Origin of the sequence: Pseudomonas sp. UBA4194 (assembly GCF_002379585.1) — a bacterium.
Classification (GTDB): domain Bacteria; phylum Pseudomonadota; class Gammaproteobacteria; order Pseudomonadales; family Pseudomonadaceae; genus Aquipseudomonas.
Map to the genome: position 1 here is coordinate 71,894 of NZ_DFUE01000040.1, position 19,231 is coordinate 91,124.

A 19,231-nucleotide genomic window follows, 5' to 3' on the forward strand; every position below is an offset into this window, starting at 1 on the left:
AGTCTTGCCCGGGAAGCTATGGTTATCCTGCCAGCCAGGCACCTTTTCGCCGATCCGTCTTCGAGGGCACACCCCATGACCGTTTCGCAACTCAAACCCACCTTGGGCACCTTGCACCTGTGGGGGATCGCCGTTGGCCTGGTGATTTCCGGTGAATATTTCGGCTGGAGCTACGGCTGGGGCACTGCGGGTACCCTGGGCTTTCTGTGTACCACCCTGATGGTGGCGGTGATGTACACCTGCTTCATTTTCAGCTTCACCGAACTGACCACCGCCATCCCCAACGCCGGCGGCCCATTCGCCTACAGCCTGCGCGCCTTCGGCGCCACGGGCGGGATGATTGCCGGGTTGGCCACGCTGATCGAATTCGTCTTCGCGCCGCCCGCCATCGCCATGGCCATCGGCGCGTACCTCAACGTCCAGTATCCGGGTCTCGACCCGAAATGGGCGGCAGTCGGCGCCTATGCCGTGTTCATGACACTGAACATCGTTGGCGTCAGCATCGCCGCCACCTTCGAACTGGTGGTGACCATCCTTGCCGTACTCGAACTGCTGGTGTTCATGGGCGTGGTCGCGCCGGCCTTCAGTTTCAGCAATTTCGCCCTGGGCGGTTGGTCGGGTGCCGACAATTTCAGCCTGGGCGCCCTGAGCGGCATGTTCGCAGCCATTCCCTTCGCGATCTGGTTCTTCCTTGCCATCGAGGGGGCGGCGATGGCCGCCGAAGAGGCCAAAGACCCCAAGCGCACCATTCCCCGTGCCTATATCGCCGGCATCCTGACGCTGGTCACACTGGCCATCAGCGTGATGATCTTCGCCGGGGGCGTGGGTGACTGGCGGGCCTTGTCCAACATCAACGACCCTCTGCCTCAGGCCATGAAAGGCGTGGTCGGCGAAAACTCCAACTGGATGCACATGCTGGTATGGATCGGCCTGTTCGGCCTGGTCGCCAGCTTCCACGGCATCATCCTCGGTTACTCGCGGCAGTTCTTTGCCCTGGCGCGCGCCGGCTTTCTGCCCAGCAGCCTGGCCAAGCTGTCGCGCTTCCAGACCCCGCACCGCGCGATCCTGGCGGGCGGCGTGGTCGGCATCGCGGCGATCTTCAGCGACGGCCTGGTCAATCTGCAGGGCATGAGCCTCACCGCAGCCATGATCACCATGGCCGTGTTCGGCGCCATCGTCATGTACATCATGAGCATGCTCAGCCTGTTCAAGCTACGCCGCAGCGAGCCTGACCTGGAACGTACCTTCCGTGCTCCCGGGTATCCGCTCGTACCCGCCATTGCCCTGGTGCTGGCGCTGGTCTGCCTGGTGGCCATGGTCTGGTTCAACGCGCTGATCTGCGGCATATTCATCGGCCTGATGGTCATCGGTTCGCTGTTCTGCATGCTGGTGCGCAGTCGTGCTCCGGCGGCCACGGCACTGGTCAACGAATGAAGGAGAACGGCTCATGAGCTTCGTGCACAGCGTCGCCGGGCAAACCTGGCGCTTCGACAGCCTCAAGCAGCTGATGGCCAAGGCCAGTCCGGCGCGTTCCGGCGATTTTCTCGCCCAGATCGCCGCAGACACCGACGCCGAACGCGCCGCGGCGCAAATGGCGCTGGCCGATGTGCCGCTCAAGCGTTTTCTCGACGAAGCCTTGATCCCCTATGAAAGCGATGAAGTGACCCGGTTGATCGTCGACCGCCACGACGCCGCGGCCTTCGCCCCGGTCAGCCACCTGACCGTGGGCGGCTTTCGCGACTGGCTGCTGGGTGATCAGGCGACCGAGGCCAGCCTGCGCGCGCTGGGCCCAGGCGTGACCCCGGAAATGGCGGCGGCGGTCTCCAAGATCATGCGCGTGCAGGACCTGGTCCTGGTCGCCCAGAAGATCCGCGTAGTGACGCGCTTTCGCAACACGGTGGGCTTGCGCGGACGCATGTCCACGCGCCTGCAACCCAATCATCCCACCGACGACCCGGCGGGCATCGCCGCCAGCGTGCTCGACGGTCTGCTGTACGGCAACGGCGATGCCATGATCGGCATCAACCCAGCCTCGGACAGCCTCAGTGCCATCAGCGAGTTGCTGAAGATGCTCGATGGCGTCATCAGTCATTACCAGATACCCACCCAGTCCTGCGTCCTGACCCACGTGACCTCATCGGTGGCGGCGGTAGAGCGCGGCATTCCTCTGGACCTGGTGTTCCAGTCGATCGCCGGCACCGAAGCGGCCAACAGCAGCTTCGGCATCAGCCTGTCGGTGCTTCGCGAAGGTTACGAAGCGGGCTTGAGTCTGAACCGCGGTACCCTGGGCAACAACCTCATGTACTTCGAGACCGGACAAGGCAGTGCGCTGTCCGCCGACGCCCACCACGGCGTTGACCAGCAGACCTGCGAAGCCCGCGCCTACGCAGTGGCGCGCCACTTCGATCCGTTTCTGGTGAACACCGTGGTTGGGTTCATTGGTCCGGAATACCTGTACAACGGCAAGCAGATCATCCGCGCGGGGTTGGAAGACCACTTCTGCGGCAAGCTGATGGGCGTGCCCATGGGCTGCGATATCTGCTACACCAATCACGCCGAAGCCGATCAGGATGACATGGACATGCTGTTGACCCTGCTCGGGGTGGCCGGCATCAATTTCATCATGGGCATCCCCGGCTCCGACGATGTCATGCTCAATTACCAGACCACCTCTTTCCACGATGCCCTGTACGCGCGCAAGACCCTTGGCCTGCGCCCCGCGCCGGAATTCGAAGCGTGGTTGGCGCGCATGGATATTCTGCAGCAGGGTGATGGCCAGCTGCGGCTCGGCAGTGGTGTGCCGCCGCTGTTTCGCAAAGCACTGGCCCAGCTGAAGTAGGCGCCTGGGCGCCGTCGACACCAAAGGACAGCCATGAACGACAACGAACAGCCCCCAAGCACCAGCCAACCCGATCCCTGGCGCCAGCTGCGTGACCTTACCCCAGCCCGCATTGCCCTGGGGCGGGCGGGCACCAGCCTGCCCAGCGCCGCGCAACTGGACTTCCAGTACGCTCATGCCCAGGCCCGCGATGCGGTGCACCTGGCGTTCGACAGCGCCGGCCTGGCCGCGCAGTGTGAGCAGAGTCTGAAGTTGCACAGCGCCGCGGCCGACCGGCACACGTACCTGCAGCGTCCGGATCTGGGGCGCCGGCTGGACGCAGCCTCGGTAGAGCAGCTGCGTGACTATGCCGGCCACCACGCTGCAGGGTTCGATCTTGTGGTCGTGGTCGCCGACGGGCTGTCGGCGCTGGCCGTGCACCGCCACGCGCCGCCGATGCTGCAACGCATCGAAGCGCTTGCCACGGCCGAGGGCTGGAGCCTGGCGCCGGTGTGTCTGGTGGAGCAGGGGCGGGTGGCGGTGGCCGACGAAGTCGCGCAATTGCTGGGTGCACGCATGGCCTTGATGCTCATCGGCGAGCGCCCCGGTCTGAGCTCCCCCGACAGCCTTGGCCTGTATTTCACCTATGCGCCGCGGGTGGGCTTGAACGATGCTGCGCGCAACTGCATTTCCAACGTGCGTCTCGAAGGCCTCAGCTATGCCACTGCCGCACACAAGCTGCTCTACCTGATGCGCGAGGCCTGGCGACGCCAGTTGTCCGGTGTCAGCTTGAAGGATGAAGCGCAGGTGCCGGTGCTGGACGGGGACTCCAGCGTGCGGCCGGGGAATTTCCTGGTGTAGCCAACACTCGCTGCCTGCGGCGCGCAGGCACTCAAGATATCGGAGACTTGGCCGATGCTCTGTTTGAACACCCTGGCCTGCTTCGCGCCTGGCGCGCTTTTTCTGCCGAGTACCCGATGATGTTCCTGAGCAAATCCCTGAAGGCGCAAATGCTCGCCTTGATCGGCGCGAGCTTGCTGGCCATGCTGCTGATCGCCCTGGCCAGCTTTCATTTCCTCTCCAATGGTGTTCAGCAGTACCGTCAACTGGTCCAGGGGCCGCTGCAGACCTCCCAATTGATCGATGAAGCCAACCTGCAATTCAAGATTCAGGTCCAGGAGTGGAAGAACGTGCTGCTGCGCGGTAAGCAGCCAGCTGAGCTGAACAAGTACTGGGGCCAGTTCCAGGATCGCCAGCGTGACGTACAGACGATTCTGGCCAAGCTGATTGCCTTGCCCAGCACTGACGAGACGTTGCGCAGCAGCCTGACGCAACTGGCCAATGATCACCGCGCATTGGGCAGCGCCTACGAGAAAGGCCGCGATGCCTTCGTGGCCGCGGGTGCCGACCCGCTTGCCGGTGACACTTCGGTCAAAGGCGTGGACCGGGCCACAAGCGAGCGCATGAGTGCGCTGGTCACCCAGATCCGCGAGCAAGGCACGGCGCAAGCGACTGCAATCAGTGCGGCCGCCGAGCAGACCGTCTGGATCGGGCTGCTGGTGATGTTGCTGTCGGGCCTGGCGATTGGCGTTGTCAGTGTGTGGCTGGTCAGCCGGTACCTGGTCGCACCGATCAGCCAACTCATCGACTACGTTGCCGATCTCAGCCGTGGCCAGTTGCAGCAGCGTGTGCAAAGTGACCGTCAGGACGAGCTGGGCCGCCTGGCGGTGGCCGCCAACACCTTGCGTGACTTCCTGGCGGAAACGTTCAGCCGCCTCAAACGCAACGCATCGGAGCTGGATGGGGCCAGCAGCGAGTTGCATCAGATAGCCCGGCAAATGTCCCAGGGCACCCAGGATCAGTTCGAGCGTACCGACCAGGTCGCCACGGCGATGAGCGAGATGTCTGCCACGGCCATGGAGGTAGCTCGCCACGCCGGTGAAGCAGCGCGCGCCGCCGATGAGGCAGACGAATCGGCGCATCAGGGCGGTGATGCCATGCGCGCGACCATTGCGACCATTACCGACATGCGTGGCGAAATCAGCACGACCGCCGAGGTTATCCGTCGTCTGGAAACCGACAGCGGGCGCGTGGGTAAGGTGCTCGAGGTGATCCGTGGAATCGCCGAGCAAACCAACCTGCTGGCACTCAACGCGGCCATCGAGGCTGCACGTGCCGGTGAGGCCGGCCGCGGCTTTGCAGTAGTGGCAGACGAGGTGCGCAGCTTGGCCCAGCGCACCGCGTCATCGATCAGTGAAATCAACCAGATCATCGATGCTGTCCAGCTCGGTGCCACCGATGCGGCGCGGGCTATCCACAGCGGTCAGGCACGCAGTGAGGAAAGCGTGCACCAGGTGACCCGCACCGGCGAAGTGCTGCAACGCATCACCGGCGCGGTAGAGGCGATTCGCGACATGAACCGCCAGATCGCCACCGCCGCAGAGGAGCAGACTGCCGTGGCTGAAGACATCGCGCGTAACCTGACCGACATCACCACGATCGCCAGCAACAACCAGGACAACGTCAAGCGCACAGAGGCTGCCAGTACTCGGTTGCACGACCTGTCGGCGCAACTGAACGATGTGACTGACCGCCTGAGCGCGTAGCCGAGTGGCGCACGTTTTCTCGCGAATCCGGCGCCGCCGTGCCACTGCTCGATATTCGTGCCCTTTAGACAGCGCAATGCGGGGGTAGAGGGCTTGGCAGCAGGTGGGCACAATGTTATTTTGCCACCATCGTTGAACGCCCTTGGTCTCTCGCAGGAAGCACGAGCCTGTCATCAGCAGGAATGGTTCATGCCCGATCCCACCTTGTATGCTGCGAGAGCCCCGCTGGCGCCGGTCAATCAGGCCAGTGGAGTGCCTGATCGAGCGCAGTTTCTGGCGGATCTGGACGAGCTGCTGTGGCAATGCCCCGACGAGCGCCGCTACCTGGTGATGATCGATGCGGTGGACACCGCCTGGGCCCACGACATGACCCTGGCCATGGGCCTGAGTCCATTCGAAAGCCTGATGCGCTGCATTGCCGGCCGGCTGGTGCGGTTGCTGGCTGGTCAAGCCATCATCTATCACATTGGCGTGAAGCGTTTTGCCTTCGTGATGGATGGCGATTATCTGGACCTGGACGCTTACCTGGACACCTTGATCCGCGCCTTGCGCTGTCCCAGCGTGATCGAGGGCATACCGGTCAGGCCCACCGTGCGTGCGGGCATCACGCCCTTTCGCACCACCGTGGAAAGCGCGGGCGATGTCCTGCGCCAGGCCATGTATGCCGCAGAGCTGGCCGTACAGGACGGACGCGTCTGGGCCTGGTACGACCCGGTTCGCGACAGCGCCTATCGCCGCGCCTTCAACCTGGCTTCCGACGTCAATATGGCCATGAGCAGTGGCCAGCTACGGCTGGTGTTCCAGCCGCGCTTCGCCTTGCCCGAAGGCGACCAGGTCAGTGCCGAGGCGCTGCTGCGCTGGGACCATCCACGCCTTGGCCCGGTGTCTCCGGACGAGTTCATTCCGGTGCTGGAGAAGAACGGATTGATTCACGGCGTCACTCGGTGGGTCATCGATTCGGCGCTGGCCATGCTGGCCCAGTGGCCGGTGGCGACCTTGACCAAGCTGTCGCTGAACCTGTCGCCACAGGATTTCGACGGCCATGACATCACCGCCGTGATCCATCAGGCCTGCCTGAAGCACCGTATCGACCCAAACCGCCTGGAAGTGGAGATCACCGAAGGCGAATGGCTGCGCTCCAACCCGCGAGTATTGGGGCAGTTGGCGGGCATCCGGCAGTTGGGCGTGGACGTGGCCATCGATGACTTCGGTACCGGCTACAGCAACTTCTCCTACCTGCACGAGATACCGGCCAACGTGGTGAAGCTGGACAAGTCGATGATCACCGACATGGAAAGCAATTCACGCCACCAGACGATTGTGCGTTCGGTGCTGCAGTTGGCGCGCGAGTTGGGTTATCGCACCGTGGCCGAGGGTGTGGAGACGTTCAAGTGCATGCAGTTGATTCGCGCCCTGGGCTGTGACGAAGCTCAAGGCTTCTACTTCGCCCGCCCCATGCAGGAGCAGGAGTTCGTGGGCTGGAGTTGTGCTTCGCGGTTTCCGCTGCGCAAGGTGTGAGCGGGGCTGAAGCCTTCGCGGCTGTACGCCGCTCCTACAGGGATCGCGGTGCCCCTGTAGGAGCGGCGTCCTAGCCGCGAAGACGTCAAACCCGCCGACTCAAAAAGCCCGTCCAAACACCGTCTCGATAGCCCCCGCTGCCGCCATTGCAGCCTCGCCATCCACCAATGCCCGCCATCCATCCTCCCCAGGCAACGCTCGCGCCGCCTGCAACAATTCGGGCCATAGCGCGGCGTCAGGCATGGCCGGCAGGCCAATGGCCACACCCAGCCGAGTCAATTGCTGCGCCTGTATGACCTGCTCATCGAACGGCCGATTTTCGGCGATGGCGATGTATCGCTTGCCCAGGCTGGCCACCTCTGCCAGCACGTTGTCGCCGGCGCTGCCGACCACGATCTCGGCCTCCAGCAGTTGTTCCAGCGGATCAGGCAGCCGGCCCAGCAGTTGCAGGTTGGCGGGCAGCGGCGCCGCAGTTCGAGTGAGTGGGCCGGCTACCCGAAAATCGAATCCGGGGCAGGCCAGGGCGATCTCGGCCAGTGCTACGGTGCTGAAAGCAGTGCCGCCCTGACCGACCAGCACCAGCACGCGGCCCTGCCGTTCGCAGCTGGCGCCGCCGGCGTGTGTGGCGAAACGTGAAATCCAGCCGCTGTGGCAGGTTTTGTCGATCATCCACGCGGGGGTATCGCTGGCTTCCATGGGGGCGGGGTAGGGTGCCAGCAGCATCGACGCCGAGGCATAGGCTTGCAGGTGGGCCGGGTCGCAGCGCAGGCCGTGCTGGCGCATGTACACGCACGGCACGCCGAACAGCCGCGCGAGCATGGCCACCTCCACCGAGACATCGACCACCAGCACACAGGGCCAGGCCTGGCGCATCCAATCCGCCAGCAAGCCCATGCGCTCGCGCAACCCGGCTACCGCCAGCGGCGCGTAGTGCAGGGTGGCAAAGCTCTCCACGTTCATTCCCGGCGCGGTGTCCCCCGGCAACGGCAGCGTGCGCACATTGGCCGGCATCGGCACGTCGGGCAATTGGGAGCCGATCAGGGTCACGTCGCAGTTCAAGTGGCGAGCGATGGCCAGCGCGCGCATGGCATGTCCGGCACCGTGATGATGCACGTAATAGCCCAGTTGCGGTCGTTCAGCCACGGCCCGCCACCCGATGCAACAGCGACTCGTAGCGATCCAGCATGGTCGCCTGGCCCCAGTGGGTTTCGGCGTGCAGGCGACAGGCCAGACGCGACTTGCGCCGTGCCAGGCGGATGGCCTGGGCCAACCCGTCGACGTCGTCCGGGCCCGCCAATGCGCCGGTGGCCTCAGTCAGCAGGTCGGCAATCGCGCCGCGGGCGAATGCTGCCACGGGGGTGCCGCACGCCAGCGCTTCAGCGACCACCAGGCCGAAAGGCTCTTCCCAGCGCGGGGTCACCAACGCCACGCAGGCACTGGCGAGTTCGGTGGCCAGCTCATCCCGTGAGAGATGCCCCAGATAGCGGCATTGGTCGCTCAGACGCGGTTTGATGTGTTCGTTGAAATAGCCCTGATCCACGGCTTGTCCGGCAAGGCGCAAGGGGATGCCCGCCAACTTCGCCGCATCCATGGCCAGGTGCGCGCCCTTGTCGGGCACCAGCCGACCGAACCAGATGGCATGCTCGCCCGGTGCATCGCGTGGCGTCCAGGTCTGCAGGTCGATGCCGTTGGGGATGACCTCGCACTCGGGCAGCAAGGCCTGCCACTGCCTGGCATTGGCTGCAGAGATGGTCGCAAAATGGCCAGCGCGGCGGTCGCCACTGTAGGCATTGATCAATTCGAAAAAGGGCGGGGTGTGCAACACCGTGAGCATGGGGGTGCGGATCATCGAGGCCATGGTAGCGGGCACGTAGTGCAGGCTGTTGTTGAAAATCACATCCAGGCCACGGTCATCGATGCCCTGCATGACCTTCAGGTACGCGTGGTGCTCTTCGATGTACTCGGAACTAAGGCAGGTGCGGCGGCCATCCTTGTAGTTGCTGTCGTCCCACATGGGCACGATGTTCAATGCGGGGTCGCTGCCGGAGCTGGCGAACAGCGTGACGTCGTGCCCGCGGGCTATCAGGCCGGCGGTCACGTCATGGGTAAAGGCTTCGAGGCCGCCGGCAAAAGGCTGGCGAACGGGGTGCTTGATGTGGGTAAGCACACCAATGCGCAACGGGCTGGGGGAGGGCATCGCAGGGGCATTCCTTGGGCAGATGCAGGTTTGAGGCTTGGGGCGGGGAATGGTTGCATAGTTGTTGCGGGGTGTCAGGTGGGAGGGAGCAGGGGGGTGGTATTTGTGGGGAATGGCCCCCTCACCCCAGCCCTCTCCCTGAGGGAGAGGGAGCCGTACGTGGGTGTTGCGGATATACGCGATCCGCTTTTAGCCCCCTCTCCCCTAGGGAGAGGGCTGGGGTGAGGGGACCATCCACAGCCGATTTCCAGCCAACCCCACCCAACCTCCCTAGGGGAGAGGGAGCCGTAGGTGGGTGTTGCGGATATACGCGATCCGCTTTTAGCTCCCTCTCCCTCAGGGAGAGGGCTGGGGTGAGGGGACCATCCACAGCCGATTTCCAGCCAACCCCACCCAACCTCACCCCTGCAAATACACCACATGGCTATGGGTGTACTCATACAACCCATGCTTGCCATCCGCCCCGCCGATCCCGGATTTGCGCACGCCGGCATGAAACCCTTGCATGGCTTCGAAGTTCTCCCGGTTGATGTAGGTCTCGCCAAAGTCAATTTCGCGCATGGCCTGCATCGCCTTGCCCAGGTCCTGGGTATAGATCGACGAGGTCAGCCCGTACTCGCAGTCGTTGGCCAGGGCGATGGCTTCGTCCAGACCGTCGACCACCTGGATCGGCAGGACCGGGCCGAAGATCTCCTTGCGCATGATCTCCATGTCGGCGGTACAGCCGGCCAGTACGGTAGGTTGATAATGAAACCCGCTGGGCCGATCCGCCACCTCGCCTCCGGTCACCAGGCTGGCCCCGGCGCTGACGGCAGTGCGCACCTTGGCCGCGACGCTGTCCAGGCCCTGGCGATTGATCAGCGGGCCCATTTCCACCGAGTTGTCGGCCAGCGGGTCACCGTAGCGGGTGGCGGCCATGGAGGCGGCGATGCGCTCGATGAACTGGTCAGCCACGGACCGCTCCACATACACCCGCTCGGCACAGTTGCAGACCTGTCCGGTGTTGATGATGCGCGAATCACGGATGGCCTTGATCGCCACGTCCAGATTGGCGTCGGCCAACACAATGGCGGGCGCCTTGCCCCCCAGCTCGAGGTTCAGCTTGGTGATATTCGCGGCGGCGGCGGTCATGATCCGCGAGCCGGTTTCCACGCTGCCGGTAAAGCTGATCATGTCCACCTGACGGTGCGCACTCAGAGCCGCGCCGACGCGACCGTCACCGCACACCACGTTGAACACGCCCGGCGGCAAGTCGGTTTCGGCCACCAGACGGGCGAACTCGAAGCAGTTGTTCGGCGTTTCCTCACTGGGCTTGATCACGATGGTGTTGCCGGTGATCAACGCCGGAGCCATCTTGCGGGCGATGAGAAAGAACGGAAAATTCCAGGGCAGGATGCCGGCCACCACGCCCAGCGGCTTGCGAAACAGAAAGATATTCTCGCCCGGACGGTCACTGGTGATGATCTCGCCTTCGATGCGGCGCGCCCATTCGGCCATGTAGTCCAGGTAGTCGGCGGTGAAGTTGACTTCCACCTCGGCCAGGGCGCTGATCTTGCCCTGCTCCAGGGTAATGGTGCGCGCCAGGTGGGCGACGTTCTCACGCAACTTGCTGGCAATGCGTCGCAGATGGCCGGCGCGTTCGATGGCCGGCTTGCGGGCCCAGTCTTTCTGCGCCTGCCGGGCGGCGTGCAGGGCGTCGTCGACGGCGCTGTCATCGGCGGCAGGCACCTTGGACAGCACGGCGCCGGTGGCCGGGTTGAGCACATCGAAATGCTCCCGAGCCTGGGTGAACTGGCCGTTGATGTAGTTCTGGTAAGTGGGTACGGACGGCATGGCGGAGCTCCTGTTGTTCTAGTCGTTGGTGAGCGGCTCAATAGGTTCGCGACGGTGCGGCGACGTTTTCGGGTTCGCGGTAGCGTGCCAGGTTCTGCAAGGCGGCCTGACGCAACAGGCTGATATCGATGCCCACGGCGATGAACTGGCAACCCCATTGCTGGTAGCGCCGGGCGTCCTCTTCCTGGGGGGCGAGAATGCCGCAGATCTTGCCGGCGGCCAGCGTGGCGTCCACCGCGTGGCGGATCTGCTTTTGCACCTCGGGGTGCGAAGGGTTGCCCGCATAGCCCATGCCGGTGGACAGGTCGGCAGGGCCGATGAACACCGCGTCGACACCTTCGACGGCGGCGATGGCCTCGACATTCTCGACGCCGGCGCGGGACTCCACCTGCACGATCAGGCACAGCTGTTCCTGGGCGTGCTGCAGATAGTCAGGCACGCCATCCCAGCGAGTCGCGCGGGTCAGCCCACCGCCTACACCACGCACCCCCTGGGGCGGGTAACGCATTGCCCGCACCAGCTCGCGGGCCTGTTCGGCGGATTCCACCATCGGCACCATCAGCGTCTGCACGCCAACGTCCAGCAGTTGCTTGATCAGCACCGTATCGCCGGTGACAGCCCGTACCACGGGCGCGGTGGCGTAGGGTGCCACAGCCTGCAGCTGGGCCAGAATGCTGGGCACGGTATTGGGCGCATGCTCGCCATCGATCAGCATCCAGTCGTAGCCGAAACCGGCGACGATTTCGGCGGCGTAGCCGGTGGCGAAGCCCGCCCAGATGCCATATTGCGGCTGGCCTTGGCCAAGGGCGGCCTTGAACGGGTTGATGGGCAGTTGCATAGGGAATCCTTTTGGCGGCGATCGATCAGTGGGTATACGGGCGGTGCAGCTGGCACTCGGGGTTCAGGGTGACCCCGAAGCCAGGCTGGTCGAGCCGCGACAGACGCATGCGACCGCGCTCGGGCACTGGCTCGCCCAGCAGTTGCGGGTGGAACATCGGCACCACTTCGTCCGCCTTGGGCGCCATCATCAGAAATTCGGCGAACGGACTGTTGGTGCGCGTCGCGACGAAGTGATAACTGTAGACGGAAGATCCGTGGGGGATGACCAGTGCATTGTGGGCATCGGCCAGGGCGGAGATCTTCAGCAGCTCGGTGAGGCCGCCACACCAGCCGACGTCTGGCTGGATAATGTCGCAGCAACCCATCTCCAGCAGCATGCGAAAGCCCCAGCGCGTGGCCTCGTGCTCGCCGGTGGTCACCAGCATGCCGCTGGGCACAGCCTTGCGCAGGGCGGCGTAGCCCCAGTAGTCATCGGGTGACAGCGCTTCTTCGATCCATTTCAAACCGAACTGCTGTGCGCCGTTGGCCAGGCGGGTCGCATAGTTCAGGTCCAGGCTCATCCAGCAATCGAGCATCAGCCAGAAATCTTCGCCAACCCGTTCACGCATGGTGGCCAGTTCTTCCAGGTTCTTGCGCAAGCCTTCCTCGCCTTCGGCCGGGCCATGGTGCAGGGGCAGCTTGCCACCAATGAAGCCCATTTCCTTGGCCAGGTCCGGTCGGGCACCGGTGGCATAGAATTGCAGCTCGTCGCGTACCGCGCCGCCGAGCAACTGGTGCACCGGCTCCTGACGGACTTTGCCGAGCAGGTCCCACAGCGCCAGGTCGATGCCCGAGAGGGTGTTGATGACCAGGCCCTTGCGTCCGTAGTACTGGGAAGACAGGTACATCTGGTCCCAGATCTTTTCGATGTCAGTCACCCGAGCGCCTTCGACGAAGCGTGCCAGATGCTTCTCGACGATGTAGGCGGCAGGTTCGCCACCGGTGGTCACGGCAAAACCGACATTGCCTTCGCTGTCTTCGATTTCCACCACCAGCGTACCCAGCACATTGATGCCGAAGCTGCGCCGGCTCTGGCGGTATTCCGGGTACTTGCTCATGGGCGTGGCGATGTGATCGTCGATCCAGTGGCCGTCGCCCTGGTCGTGATAGTCGGCGCCGCCGCCCCGCAGGGTGAAGGCGCGCACGTGTTTGATGGTGGGAATACTCATGGGGGTCTCCAGGCAATCAGCGGAAGTTGGCAATCAATGTTGGTAGGTCGCGCGGTTTTGCGGCGCGGCCTGTCTGGGCGCTTGAATCCCCAGCACCAGCGCGGCGGCAATGAACGTGGTGCACGCCAACAGGTAAAGGCCGGCAGCCGGCGAATGGAAGGCGCCTTCGGCCCAGTTCTTCAGGATCGGCGCAATGAAGCCGCCCAGCGCGCCGAACGAATTGATCAGGGCAATGGCGGCAGCGGCGGTGCTGCCCGCCAGAAAACCGGTAGGGAAAGTCCAGAACACCGGCTGCACGGAAATGAAGCCCGAGGCTGCAAAGCACAGTGCGATGATGCCCAGCAGTGGGTTGGCAAACGTCACCGAGGCGGCGATGCCCAGGCCCGACACCACCAGGGTCGCCGCCGCCACGCGGCGTCGTTGCCCAGTACGATCTGCCAGCGCCGGCACTTTCCAGGCGGCGAACAGGGCGCACAGCCAGGGAATGGCGCTGACCACACCGACCAGCAAGCCGACCTTGGTGCCCAACAGTCCGGCAACCTGGCTGGGCAGGTAGAACACCACCCCGTAGACGCTGGCCTGGATCAGCAGGTAAATCAGGCACAGGTACAGCACTGCCGGCTGGCAGAGCACCTTGAGCAGACGCCCATGGGACTGTTTGCCGCTGTCTTCTTCATCCAGCACCTGCTGCAGTTGCTGACGCTCGTCGGCGCTGAGCCACTTGGCATCGGCGGGACGATTGTCCAGGTAGAAGTAGGCCCAGATGCCTACGGCGGTAGCCATCAGGCCCTCCACGGCGAACAGCCATTGCCAGCCATGGGCGCCCAGCAGGCCGTCCATTTCCAGCAGCAGACCGGACAGTGGGCTGCCGAAGATGAAGGCCAGCGGCGCACCGAAGTAAAAGAAACCCATGGCCTTGCCGCGCGAGGCATTGGGAAACCAGTAAGTGAGGTAGAGGATGACGCCAGGGAAGAAACCCGCCTCGGCCACGCCCAGCAGAAAGCGCAGGACATAGAAGGTGGTTTCGTTGTGGGCGAACATCATCGCGGCCGAGACCAGCCCCCAGGTGACCATGATGCGGCACATCCAGAGCTTGGCGCCGACCCGGTGCAGGATGAGGTTGCTGGGTACTTCCAGCAGTGCGTAGCCGGCGAAGAACACCCCGGCGCCGAAGGCGAAGGCGGTGTCACTGATGCCGGTGTCGGCCTGGAAAGCCTGTTTGGCGAAGCCGACGTTGGCGCGGTCGAGGAAGGCCATGATGTACATCAACAGCAGGAAAGGCAGCAGACGCCAGGAAACCTTGGCGAGCAGGGGCGCGGGGAGAGTCTTCACGGCAGTAGTCCTTTTGGATTTATATGCACTGCGTGGATGCCGTCGGAATGCGAAGCCTTCGGCGGTTTTTGTTGTGCAGCGACTGTATGGCCAGGGCGGTATGCGCTACAAATCGAATTTGGCTTAGGAGTGATACCTTGAGGGTATCGATGCGGCGGTGGGGCTTTTCGCGGCTGGACGCCGCTCCTACAGGGGGTTGGTGGTGGCTGCTGCCGACCGGGCGCTGTGACCTGACATATAACTGGACACCCCATGACTACTCCACTGTTCAACCGCCTGCGCTACAAACACCTGCACATGCTGGTCGCCCTGGGCAGCAGCGAGAACCTGCACCGTGCTTCCCAGACCCTCAACATGTCCCAGCCCGCGGCCACGCGCATGCTCCACGAAATCGAGGACATGTTCGGCTGTGAGCTGTTCGAGCGCTTGCCCCGCGGCATGCGGCCCACCGCCCTGGGCCGAGAGCTGGTGCGCTTTGCCGAGAACGCGCTGAGCGGCCTCGACCGCTGCGCCGAGGACCTGGCTGCGCGGCGTCTGGGTGGCTACGGCTATCTGGCAATCGGCACCATCATGGGCGCCGCGCCGGGCCTGGTGATGGACTCCATCGCCGAGATCAAACGGCGACACCCGCAATTGCGTATCCGCATCACCGGGGACACCAGCGACCAGGTGATCCAGCAACTGGAGCAAGGCCGCATCGATCTGGCCATTTGCCGACGCAGCGCCAACACCGACAGCCAGCACTACCAGTTCGAGGAACTGGGCAACGAGCGACTGCTGCTCGTGGTACATCGGGGCCACCCCCTGGCCGATCGCCCGGAGCTGTCCTTGGCCGAGTTGGTGGATGACTGGCCGTGGATCCTCCAGCCTGAAACCAGTCCGGCTCGCATCGCCCTCAATCAGGCATTGGCGCGGCAAGGGCTGTCGGCACCGGCGGATATCATCGAGTGCGGTTCGGTGTATTCGATGCAGCAGCTTATCCAGCTGACCGACGCGATCATGGTGCTGTCGGAAACCGCACTGCGGGACTACCTGAGGATGGGATTGGTGACGGCCTTGCCTGTCGACCTGCAGGAAACCATGGAGCCCTACGGTTTGCTGCAGCGTCGAGGTGAACCGGTCAGTCGTGAACTGGACACGTTCATCGGCATGCTCAAGTCGCGAGCGGCGACTTTATAGCGCTGAATGAAGCAGGCAGGGGGGTTCAGGCTGACGCCTTGAGCGACTGGGGCGGAATGAACGATTCGAGTTCTGCTTCCACAGCTTCGATGATGCGTTCCACATCGGCAGCGTTCATGACCGAAGCGCAGGGCAGGCCGGCGATGGCAATCAGGGTTTCCCCGGAGCTACGATCGAACAGCCGCGCGACCATGCTACTGGGCGCGTCCATGCTGCCTTCGAACCCCATGGGGTGGAAGTGCCAGCGCATGACCTGGCATGCATTGGGGAAAGTCATTTTGTTCATGCCGCCCACCTTTTGCACACTGCAACCGCCGGTAGGGAGGCGCCCGACAGAGCGCCCCAATGAGCTGTAAAAGTAGCACCGGGGTCGTGACATTTGTGCGTTTATTTTATTCTTTATCGAACTTTCATCCAGACTTTTGATGCAAGTCATCGTTACGAGAATAATTTCATAACAAAGCGATTTCTCCACTATTCGCTTTATCGATTCATCCCCTAAAGCCCAGAAACCCGACCCCGCGCACCCCCCCCTCCTGTGGGAGCGGGTTCTACCCGCGATGAGGCCCGCAACGACACCCCACCTCTCCGATCAATCCCCGACACCCGCTTGTGGGAGCGGGTTCTACCCGCGATGACGCCCGCAACACCACCACACCTCTCCGATCACTCCCCGACACCCCCTGTGGGAGCGGGTTCTACCCGCGATGAGGCCCGCAACGACACCCCACCTCTCCGATCAATCCCTGACCAGCCCCAACCGCTCATGCCACTGCGCAATGGACTCCTCGGGATACTGCTGAAACTGCTTATCGCCTTTGGCAACCTGTACCTCCACCCACTCAGCCTTGGAATCGAGCAGCAAGTGAGTGTGTTCCGGCGGGACGGGTAGCGGGGTGTCGATGGCACTGGCGAACGGATGAATCAGCTCCGGCCAAGTCGGGTCGTACAGCCACAGCGCGCTGGCGCACACGTGACAAAAATGCCGCTCTGCGCTGCTGGCGTGGCGGCGGCTGGCGCCTTCGTCCCGCATCATCGCGTGGTAGATGGAGATATTCTTGCGCCCCGTCACTTTCAGGCTTTTGGCATCGCCGCCCAGATTGATCGCATAGCCGCCGCCACCCTGAGTCTTGCGGCAAATCGAGCAGTAGCAGCGTTGATAGGGGTAGGGGTGGGCGCTGTCGAGGCTGAACTTGACCGCGCCGCAATGGCAGGAACCTTCCAGGTGCATGGCTGATCTCCGGTGAGTGGAATGTTCAGCGTAGACCGTAGTGCCTGCCGTTCAGTTTCGAAGAAACCGCCCGCTGGCGGCGACGAACAACAGCAGCACGATCAGTACCGCCAGCGCCACCGACAGCGCACTGGCATGGGCGACGAAACCGATGAACGCCGGCCCCACCAGAATCCCCGCATAACCCAGCGAGGTCATGGCCGGGATTGCCGCGCTCTGGGGCATGGTGGTCTGTCGGCCTACTGCGGTGAACAATACCGGTACGATGTTCGAACATCCGGCGCCCACCAGGGCATAGCCGATCAGCGCTGCGGACCAGTGAGGTACCACCAGGGAAATGGCCAGTCCCACCGCGGCGCACACCCCACCGAGGATGGTCACACGGGCTCCGCCCATGCGCGCCACGATGCGGTCGCCGGTCAAGCGGCCGATGGTCATGGCCGTGGCGAAGGCGGCATAACCCATTCCGGCGTAGGCCGAATCCAGCCCCCGTTCGGACACCAGGAACACGCCGCTCCAATCCAGCATCGCGCCCTCGGTGAGGAACACGATGAAACACAGCACGCCCAGAAACAGCACAACGCCATGAGGGACTGCGAACAGCGGGCCGTCCTTTTCATTGCCATAAGGCAGCAAATGGGGCGCTGCCTTGATGACGGCAGCCAGGGTGATGGCGACCACGCACAGCACCGCCTGCAACGGCGACAGCCCTAGTGCCAGCAACGCCGTCATGCCCGCCGCGCCCAGAATACCGCCGACACTGAACAGGCCGTGGAAGCCGGACATCATCGGTCGCTCGCTGGCCTTTTCCACCAGCACTGCCTGGATGTTCATGGCGCAGTCGATGCCGCCCATGCCGGCGCCGAACAACAGTACGCCAGCGATCAGCCAGGGTAACGTCGCGGCGCTGGCCAACAGGGGCAACACCAGGCAGATCAACAGTCCCGACACGGTGATCACCCGCCGGCAACCGAAGCGTGCGCACAGGTAGCCTGCCAGAGGCATGGCCAGAATCGAGCCCGCGCCCAGGCCCAGCAGCAACAAGCCCAGGGAGCCGTCGCTGAGGTTGGCGCGGGCCTTGGCCAGCGGCACCAGGGGTGCCCAGGCAGACATGGCGAAGCCGGCAATGAAGAAAGCGATACGCGTGGAATATTGCTCGCGTTTACCCGGTAATGAAGTGGCGTAGGTGCTGCTGGAAGACATGGTGCAAAGCCTTGAGGTGGGGGAGCGCGATACCGTGGACACTACGGCGGCGCGGTGACGTCACTGTCAGTGGTACGAAGGTGAAACCTGCCGACCAATCCGTCAAGGAGACGAACTTGCCTGGCAAAAATCGATCAGTCAGAGGTGTACCGACCAATAGAGCGACCCGCATTGTGTTCAGTTCCCCGGCAAAATTCACCCTGTTGTTGCTGTCTCTGCTCCTTAGCCTGAACCTCTACGCCGCCGATCCGCCCGCCACCGATGCTCCGGCCACCGACCCCGAACCGGAGGCATTGGTGCAGGGTGGACTGCTCGGCGCGATCACTTCCGGCATCGATGATGTGCAGGATCAACTCAACCTCGATGACCACATTCTCGACACTTGGCGGCTGCGCACCGATCGCGCCGCCGACGAAGTCGGCCGGCTGATCGACAAGCACTCGCGCTCGGGGCTGAGTCTGGCCGCCGACTTTGCCGTGTTGAGTGCCTGTTGGATGAGTGTGTTCCTGTGCCTGCACTTTCTGGGGCGTTTCATCGTTGGCCGGGCAGGCCAGCGGCGCTTCGTCCGGGAGCGGCCGCGTCTTCACAACTTGCTCGGCTATATGTTGCCCTTTACCGCGCCTGCCTTGATCAGCTTGCCGGTGACGCTGTATGCCAGCCATTTTCTCGACCCGTCCATTGCCCGGGCGTTGGCGCTGTGCCTGGCTTACGCCACCAGCAGCGGGGTGTTTTCGACGTCGGTGATCATGTGCGTGATCACCCTCTTCGACAGCGACCACAAGCGTGCCGCCGTGACGGTGCTGCGTCGCTATGCGCCTCGTCCGTTGTTCATGATCGGTTTCCTCGCGGCCTTGAGCGATGCCTTGACCAGCCCGCAGATTGCGCGCCAGTTCGGCACCAATATCACCGCCAGCCTGGCGGTGGTCGCTGGCCTGCTTGCCACGCTGTCGTTCGCGGTACTGGTGGTGCGCATGCGCCGCCCGGTCGCCCATCTGATTCGCAATCGCTCCCTGCACCAGCGCACACAGCACCGGGCAGTGCAGGAATCGCTGCGGATTTTCTCAGGGGTGTGGTACCTGCCCATTCTGCTGATGATCCTGGTGTCGGCCGTGCATTTGATCGGAGCGGGTGAAGAAAGCCAGAAGGCGTTGCAGAGTGCTTTGCTGACCACCATTCTGCTGATCGGTACGGTGTTTCTCAGTACAGTCATGCAGCATCTGGTCAAACCTGCGCAGGGGGTACCTGCTCCGCAGTTGCGCCCTTATA

Annotated in this window: 15 protein-coding genes and 1 pseudogene; 7 read left to right on the forward strand and 9 right to left on the reverse strand. The window is 63.6% G+C overall.

Annotated elements, in window-relative coordinates; genetic code table 11:
- Positions 1 to 75: 75 nt before the first annotated feature.
- From eat to B3397_RS10765, 5 genes are all read left to right on the forward strand, one after another.
- Positions 76 to 1,434: an ethanolamine permease gene (gene eat / locus B3397_RS10745; protein WP_296249856.1), complete on the forward strand. Its 1,359-nt coding sequence runs from the start codon at positions 76 to 78 to the stop codon at positions 1,432 to 1,434.
- Between the two features lie 13 nt (positions 1,435 to 1,447).
- On the forward strand, positions 1,448 to 2,839 hold the full coding sequence (locus tag B3397_RS10750) for an ethanolamine ammonia-lyase subunit EutB (protein WP_296249857.1): 1,392 nt from the start codon (positions 1,448 to 1,450) through the stop codon (positions 2,837 to 2,839).
- 33 nt (positions 2,840 to 2,872) lie between these two features.
- Positions 2,873 to 3,679 carry an ethanolamine ammonia-lyase subunit EutC gene (gene eutC / locus B3397_RS10755; RefSeq protein ID WP_296249859.1) on the forward strand — a complete coding sequence of 269 codons (807 nt, stop codon included), beginning with the start codon at positions 2,873 to 2,875 and terminating at the stop codon, positions 3,677 to 3,679.
- 119 nt (positions 3,680 to 3,798) lie between these two features.
- Positions 3,799 to 5,424 (forward strand): methyl-accepting chemotaxis protein, encoded by a 1,626-nt coding sequence (locus B3397_RS10760; RefSeq protein ID WP_296249878.1) that lies wholly within the window; start codon positions 3,799 to 3,801, stop codon positions 5,422 to 5,424.
- Positions 5,425 to 5,613: 189 nt separating this feature from the next.
- A complete protein-coding gene (locus B3397_RS10765) occupies positions 5,614 to 6,942 on the forward strand; it encodes a putative bifunctional diguanylate cyclase/phosphodiesterase (protein ID WP_296249860.1) in 1,329 nt (442 codons plus the stop codon).
- A gap of 99 nt (positions 6,943 to 7,041) precedes the next feature.
- Here B3397_RS10765 and B3397_RS10770 read toward each other — a convergent pair whose 3' ends face one another.
- From B3397_RS10770 to B3397_RS10795, 6 genes are all read right to left on the reverse strand, one after another.
- Complete coding sequence (locus B3397_RS10770) at positions 7,042 to 8,085, reverse strand: hypothetical protein (RefSeq protein ID WP_296249861.1); 1,044 nt, start codon at positions 8,083 to 8,085, stop codon at positions 7,042 to 7,044.
- Positions 8,078 to 9,139: a glycosyltransferase family 4 protein gene (locus B3397_RS10775; RefSeq protein WP_296249863.1), complete on the reverse strand. Its 1,062-nt coding sequence runs from the start codon at positions 9,137 to 9,139 to the stop codon at positions 8,078 to 8,080. The genes B3397_RS10770 and B3397_RS10775 overlap by 8 nt, the downstream gene beginning before the upstream one ends.
- A 399-nt stretch (positions 9,140 to 9,538) precedes the next feature.
- Positions 9,539 to 10,972 carry an aldehyde dehydrogenase gene (aldA, locus tag B3397_RS10780; protein ID WP_296249865.1) on the reverse strand — a complete coding sequence of 478 codons (1,434 nt, stop codon included), beginning with the start codon at positions 10,970 to 10,972 and terminating at the stop codon, positions 9,539 to 9,541.
- A gap of 37 nt (positions 10,973 to 11,009) precedes the next feature.
- A complete protein-coding gene (locus B3397_RS10785) occupies positions 11,010 to 11,810 on the reverse strand; it encodes an HpcH/HpaI aldolase/citrate lyase family protein (RefSeq protein ID WP_296249867.1) in 801 nt (266 codons plus the stop codon).
- A gap of 25 nt (positions 11,811 to 11,835) precedes the next feature.
- Positions 11,836 to 13,020, reverse strand: a complete 1,185-nt coding sequence (gene rhmD / locus B3397_RS10790) for an L-rhamnonate dehydratase (protein ID WP_296249868.1) — start codon at positions 13,018 to 13,020, stop codon at positions 11,836 to 11,838.
- 33 nt (positions 13,021 to 13,053) lie between these two features.
- A complete protein-coding gene (locus tag B3397_RS10795; protein ID WP_296249869.1) occupies positions 13,054 to 14,352 on the reverse strand; it encodes an MFS transporter in 1,299 nt (432 codons plus the stop codon).
- Positions 14,353 to 14,604: 252 nt separating this feature from the next.
- On the opposite strand from B3397_RS10795, the gene B3397_RS10800 reads away from it, so the two are divergent.
- Positions 14,605 to 15,531, forward strand: coding sequence for a LysR family transcriptional regulator (locus B3397_RS10800; protein ID WP_296249870.1), 927 nt, complete (start codon positions 14,605 to 14,607; stop codon positions 15,529 to 15,531).
- A 25-nt stretch (positions 15,532 to 15,556) separates the two neighbouring features.
- Here the strand turns inward: B3397_RS10800 and B3397_RS10805 are convergent, their stop codons facing one another.
- The 3 genes from B3397_RS10805 to B3397_RS10815 all read right to left on the reverse strand — a co-directional run bounded on the left by B3397_RS10805 (position 15,557) and on the right by B3397_RS10815 (position 17,965).
- Positions 15,557 to 15,835: a DUF1652 domain-containing protein gene (locus B3397_RS10805; protein WP_296249871.1), complete on the reverse strand. Its 279-nt coding sequence runs from the start codon at positions 15,833 to 15,835 to the stop codon at positions 15,557 to 15,559.
- A 435-nt stretch (positions 15,836 to 16,270) separates the two neighbouring features.
- Positions 16,271 to 16,762, reverse strand: coding sequence for a GFA family protein (locus B3397_RS10810; protein ID WP_296249872.1), 492 nt, complete (start codon positions 16,760 to 16,762; stop codon positions 16,271 to 16,273).
- Positions 16,763 to 16,813: 51 nt separating this feature from the next.
- The gene (locus B3397_RS10815) at positions 16,814 to 17,965 is read right to left on the reverse strand and encodes an MFS transporter (RefSeq protein WP_296249874.1); all 1,152 of its coding nucleotides are present in this window, start codon (positions 17,963 to 17,965) and stop codon (positions 16,814 to 16,816) included.
- A 173-nt stretch (positions 17,966 to 18,138) separates the two neighbouring features.
- On the opposite strand from B3397_RS10815, the pseudogene B3397_RS10820 reads away from it, so the two are divergent.
- Positions 18,139 to 19,231: pseudogene (locus B3397_RS10820) on the forward strand (mechanosensitive ion channel protein); the annotation flags it as partial.

What these genes read in the sequence shown, in the direction of transcription:
- eat (WP_296249856.1), top strand. Translation starts at nt 76, where the DNA reads ATGACCGTTTCGCAACTCAAACCCACCTTGGGCACCTTGCACCTGTGG.
- B3397_RS10750 (WP_296249857.1), top strand. Translation starts at nt 1,448, where the DNA reads ATGAGCTTCGTGCACAGCGTCGCCGGGCAAACCTGGCGCTTCGACAGC.
- eutC (WP_296249859.1), top strand. Translation starts at nt 2,873, where the DNA reads ATGAACGACAACGAACAGCCCCCAAGCACCAGCCAACCCGATCCCTGG.
- B3397_RS10760 (WP_296249878.1), top strand. Translation starts at nt 3,799, where the DNA reads ATGTTCCTGAGCAAATCCCTGAAGGCGCAAATGCTCGCCTTGATCGGC.
- B3397_RS10765 (WP_296249860.1), top strand. Translation starts at nt 5,614, where the DNA reads ATGCCCGATCCCACCTTGTATGCTGCGAGAGCCCCGCTGGCGCCGGTC.
- B3397_RS10775 (WP_296249863.1), bottom strand. Translation starts at nt 9,139, where the DNA reads ATGCCCTCCCCCAGCCCGTTGCGCATTGGTGTGCTTACCCACATCAAG.
- aldA (WP_296249865.1), bottom strand. Translation starts at nt 10,972, where the DNA reads ATGCCGTCCGTACCCACTTACCAGAACTACATCAACGGCCAGTTCACC.
- B3397_RS10785 (WP_296249867.1), bottom strand. Translation starts at nt 11,810, where the DNA reads ATGCAACTGCCCATCAACCCGTTCAAGGCCGCCCTTGGCCAAGGCCAG.
- rhmD (WP_296249868.1), bottom strand. Translation starts at nt 13,020, where the DNA reads ATGAGTATTCCCACCATCAAACACGTGCGCGCCTTCACCCTGCGGGGC.
- B3397_RS10800 (WP_296249870.1), top strand. Translation starts at nt 14,605, where the DNA reads ATGACTACTCCACTGTTCAACCGCCTGCGCTACAAACACCTGCACATG.
- B3397_RS10810 (WP_296249872.1), bottom strand. Translation starts at nt 16,762, where the DNA reads ATGCACCTGGAAGGTTCCTGCCATTGCGGCGCGGTCAAGTTCAGCCTC.
- B3397_RS10815 (WP_296249874.1), bottom strand. Translation starts at nt 17,965, where the DNA reads ATGTCTTCCAGCAGCACCTACGCCACTTCATTACCGGGTAAACGCGAG.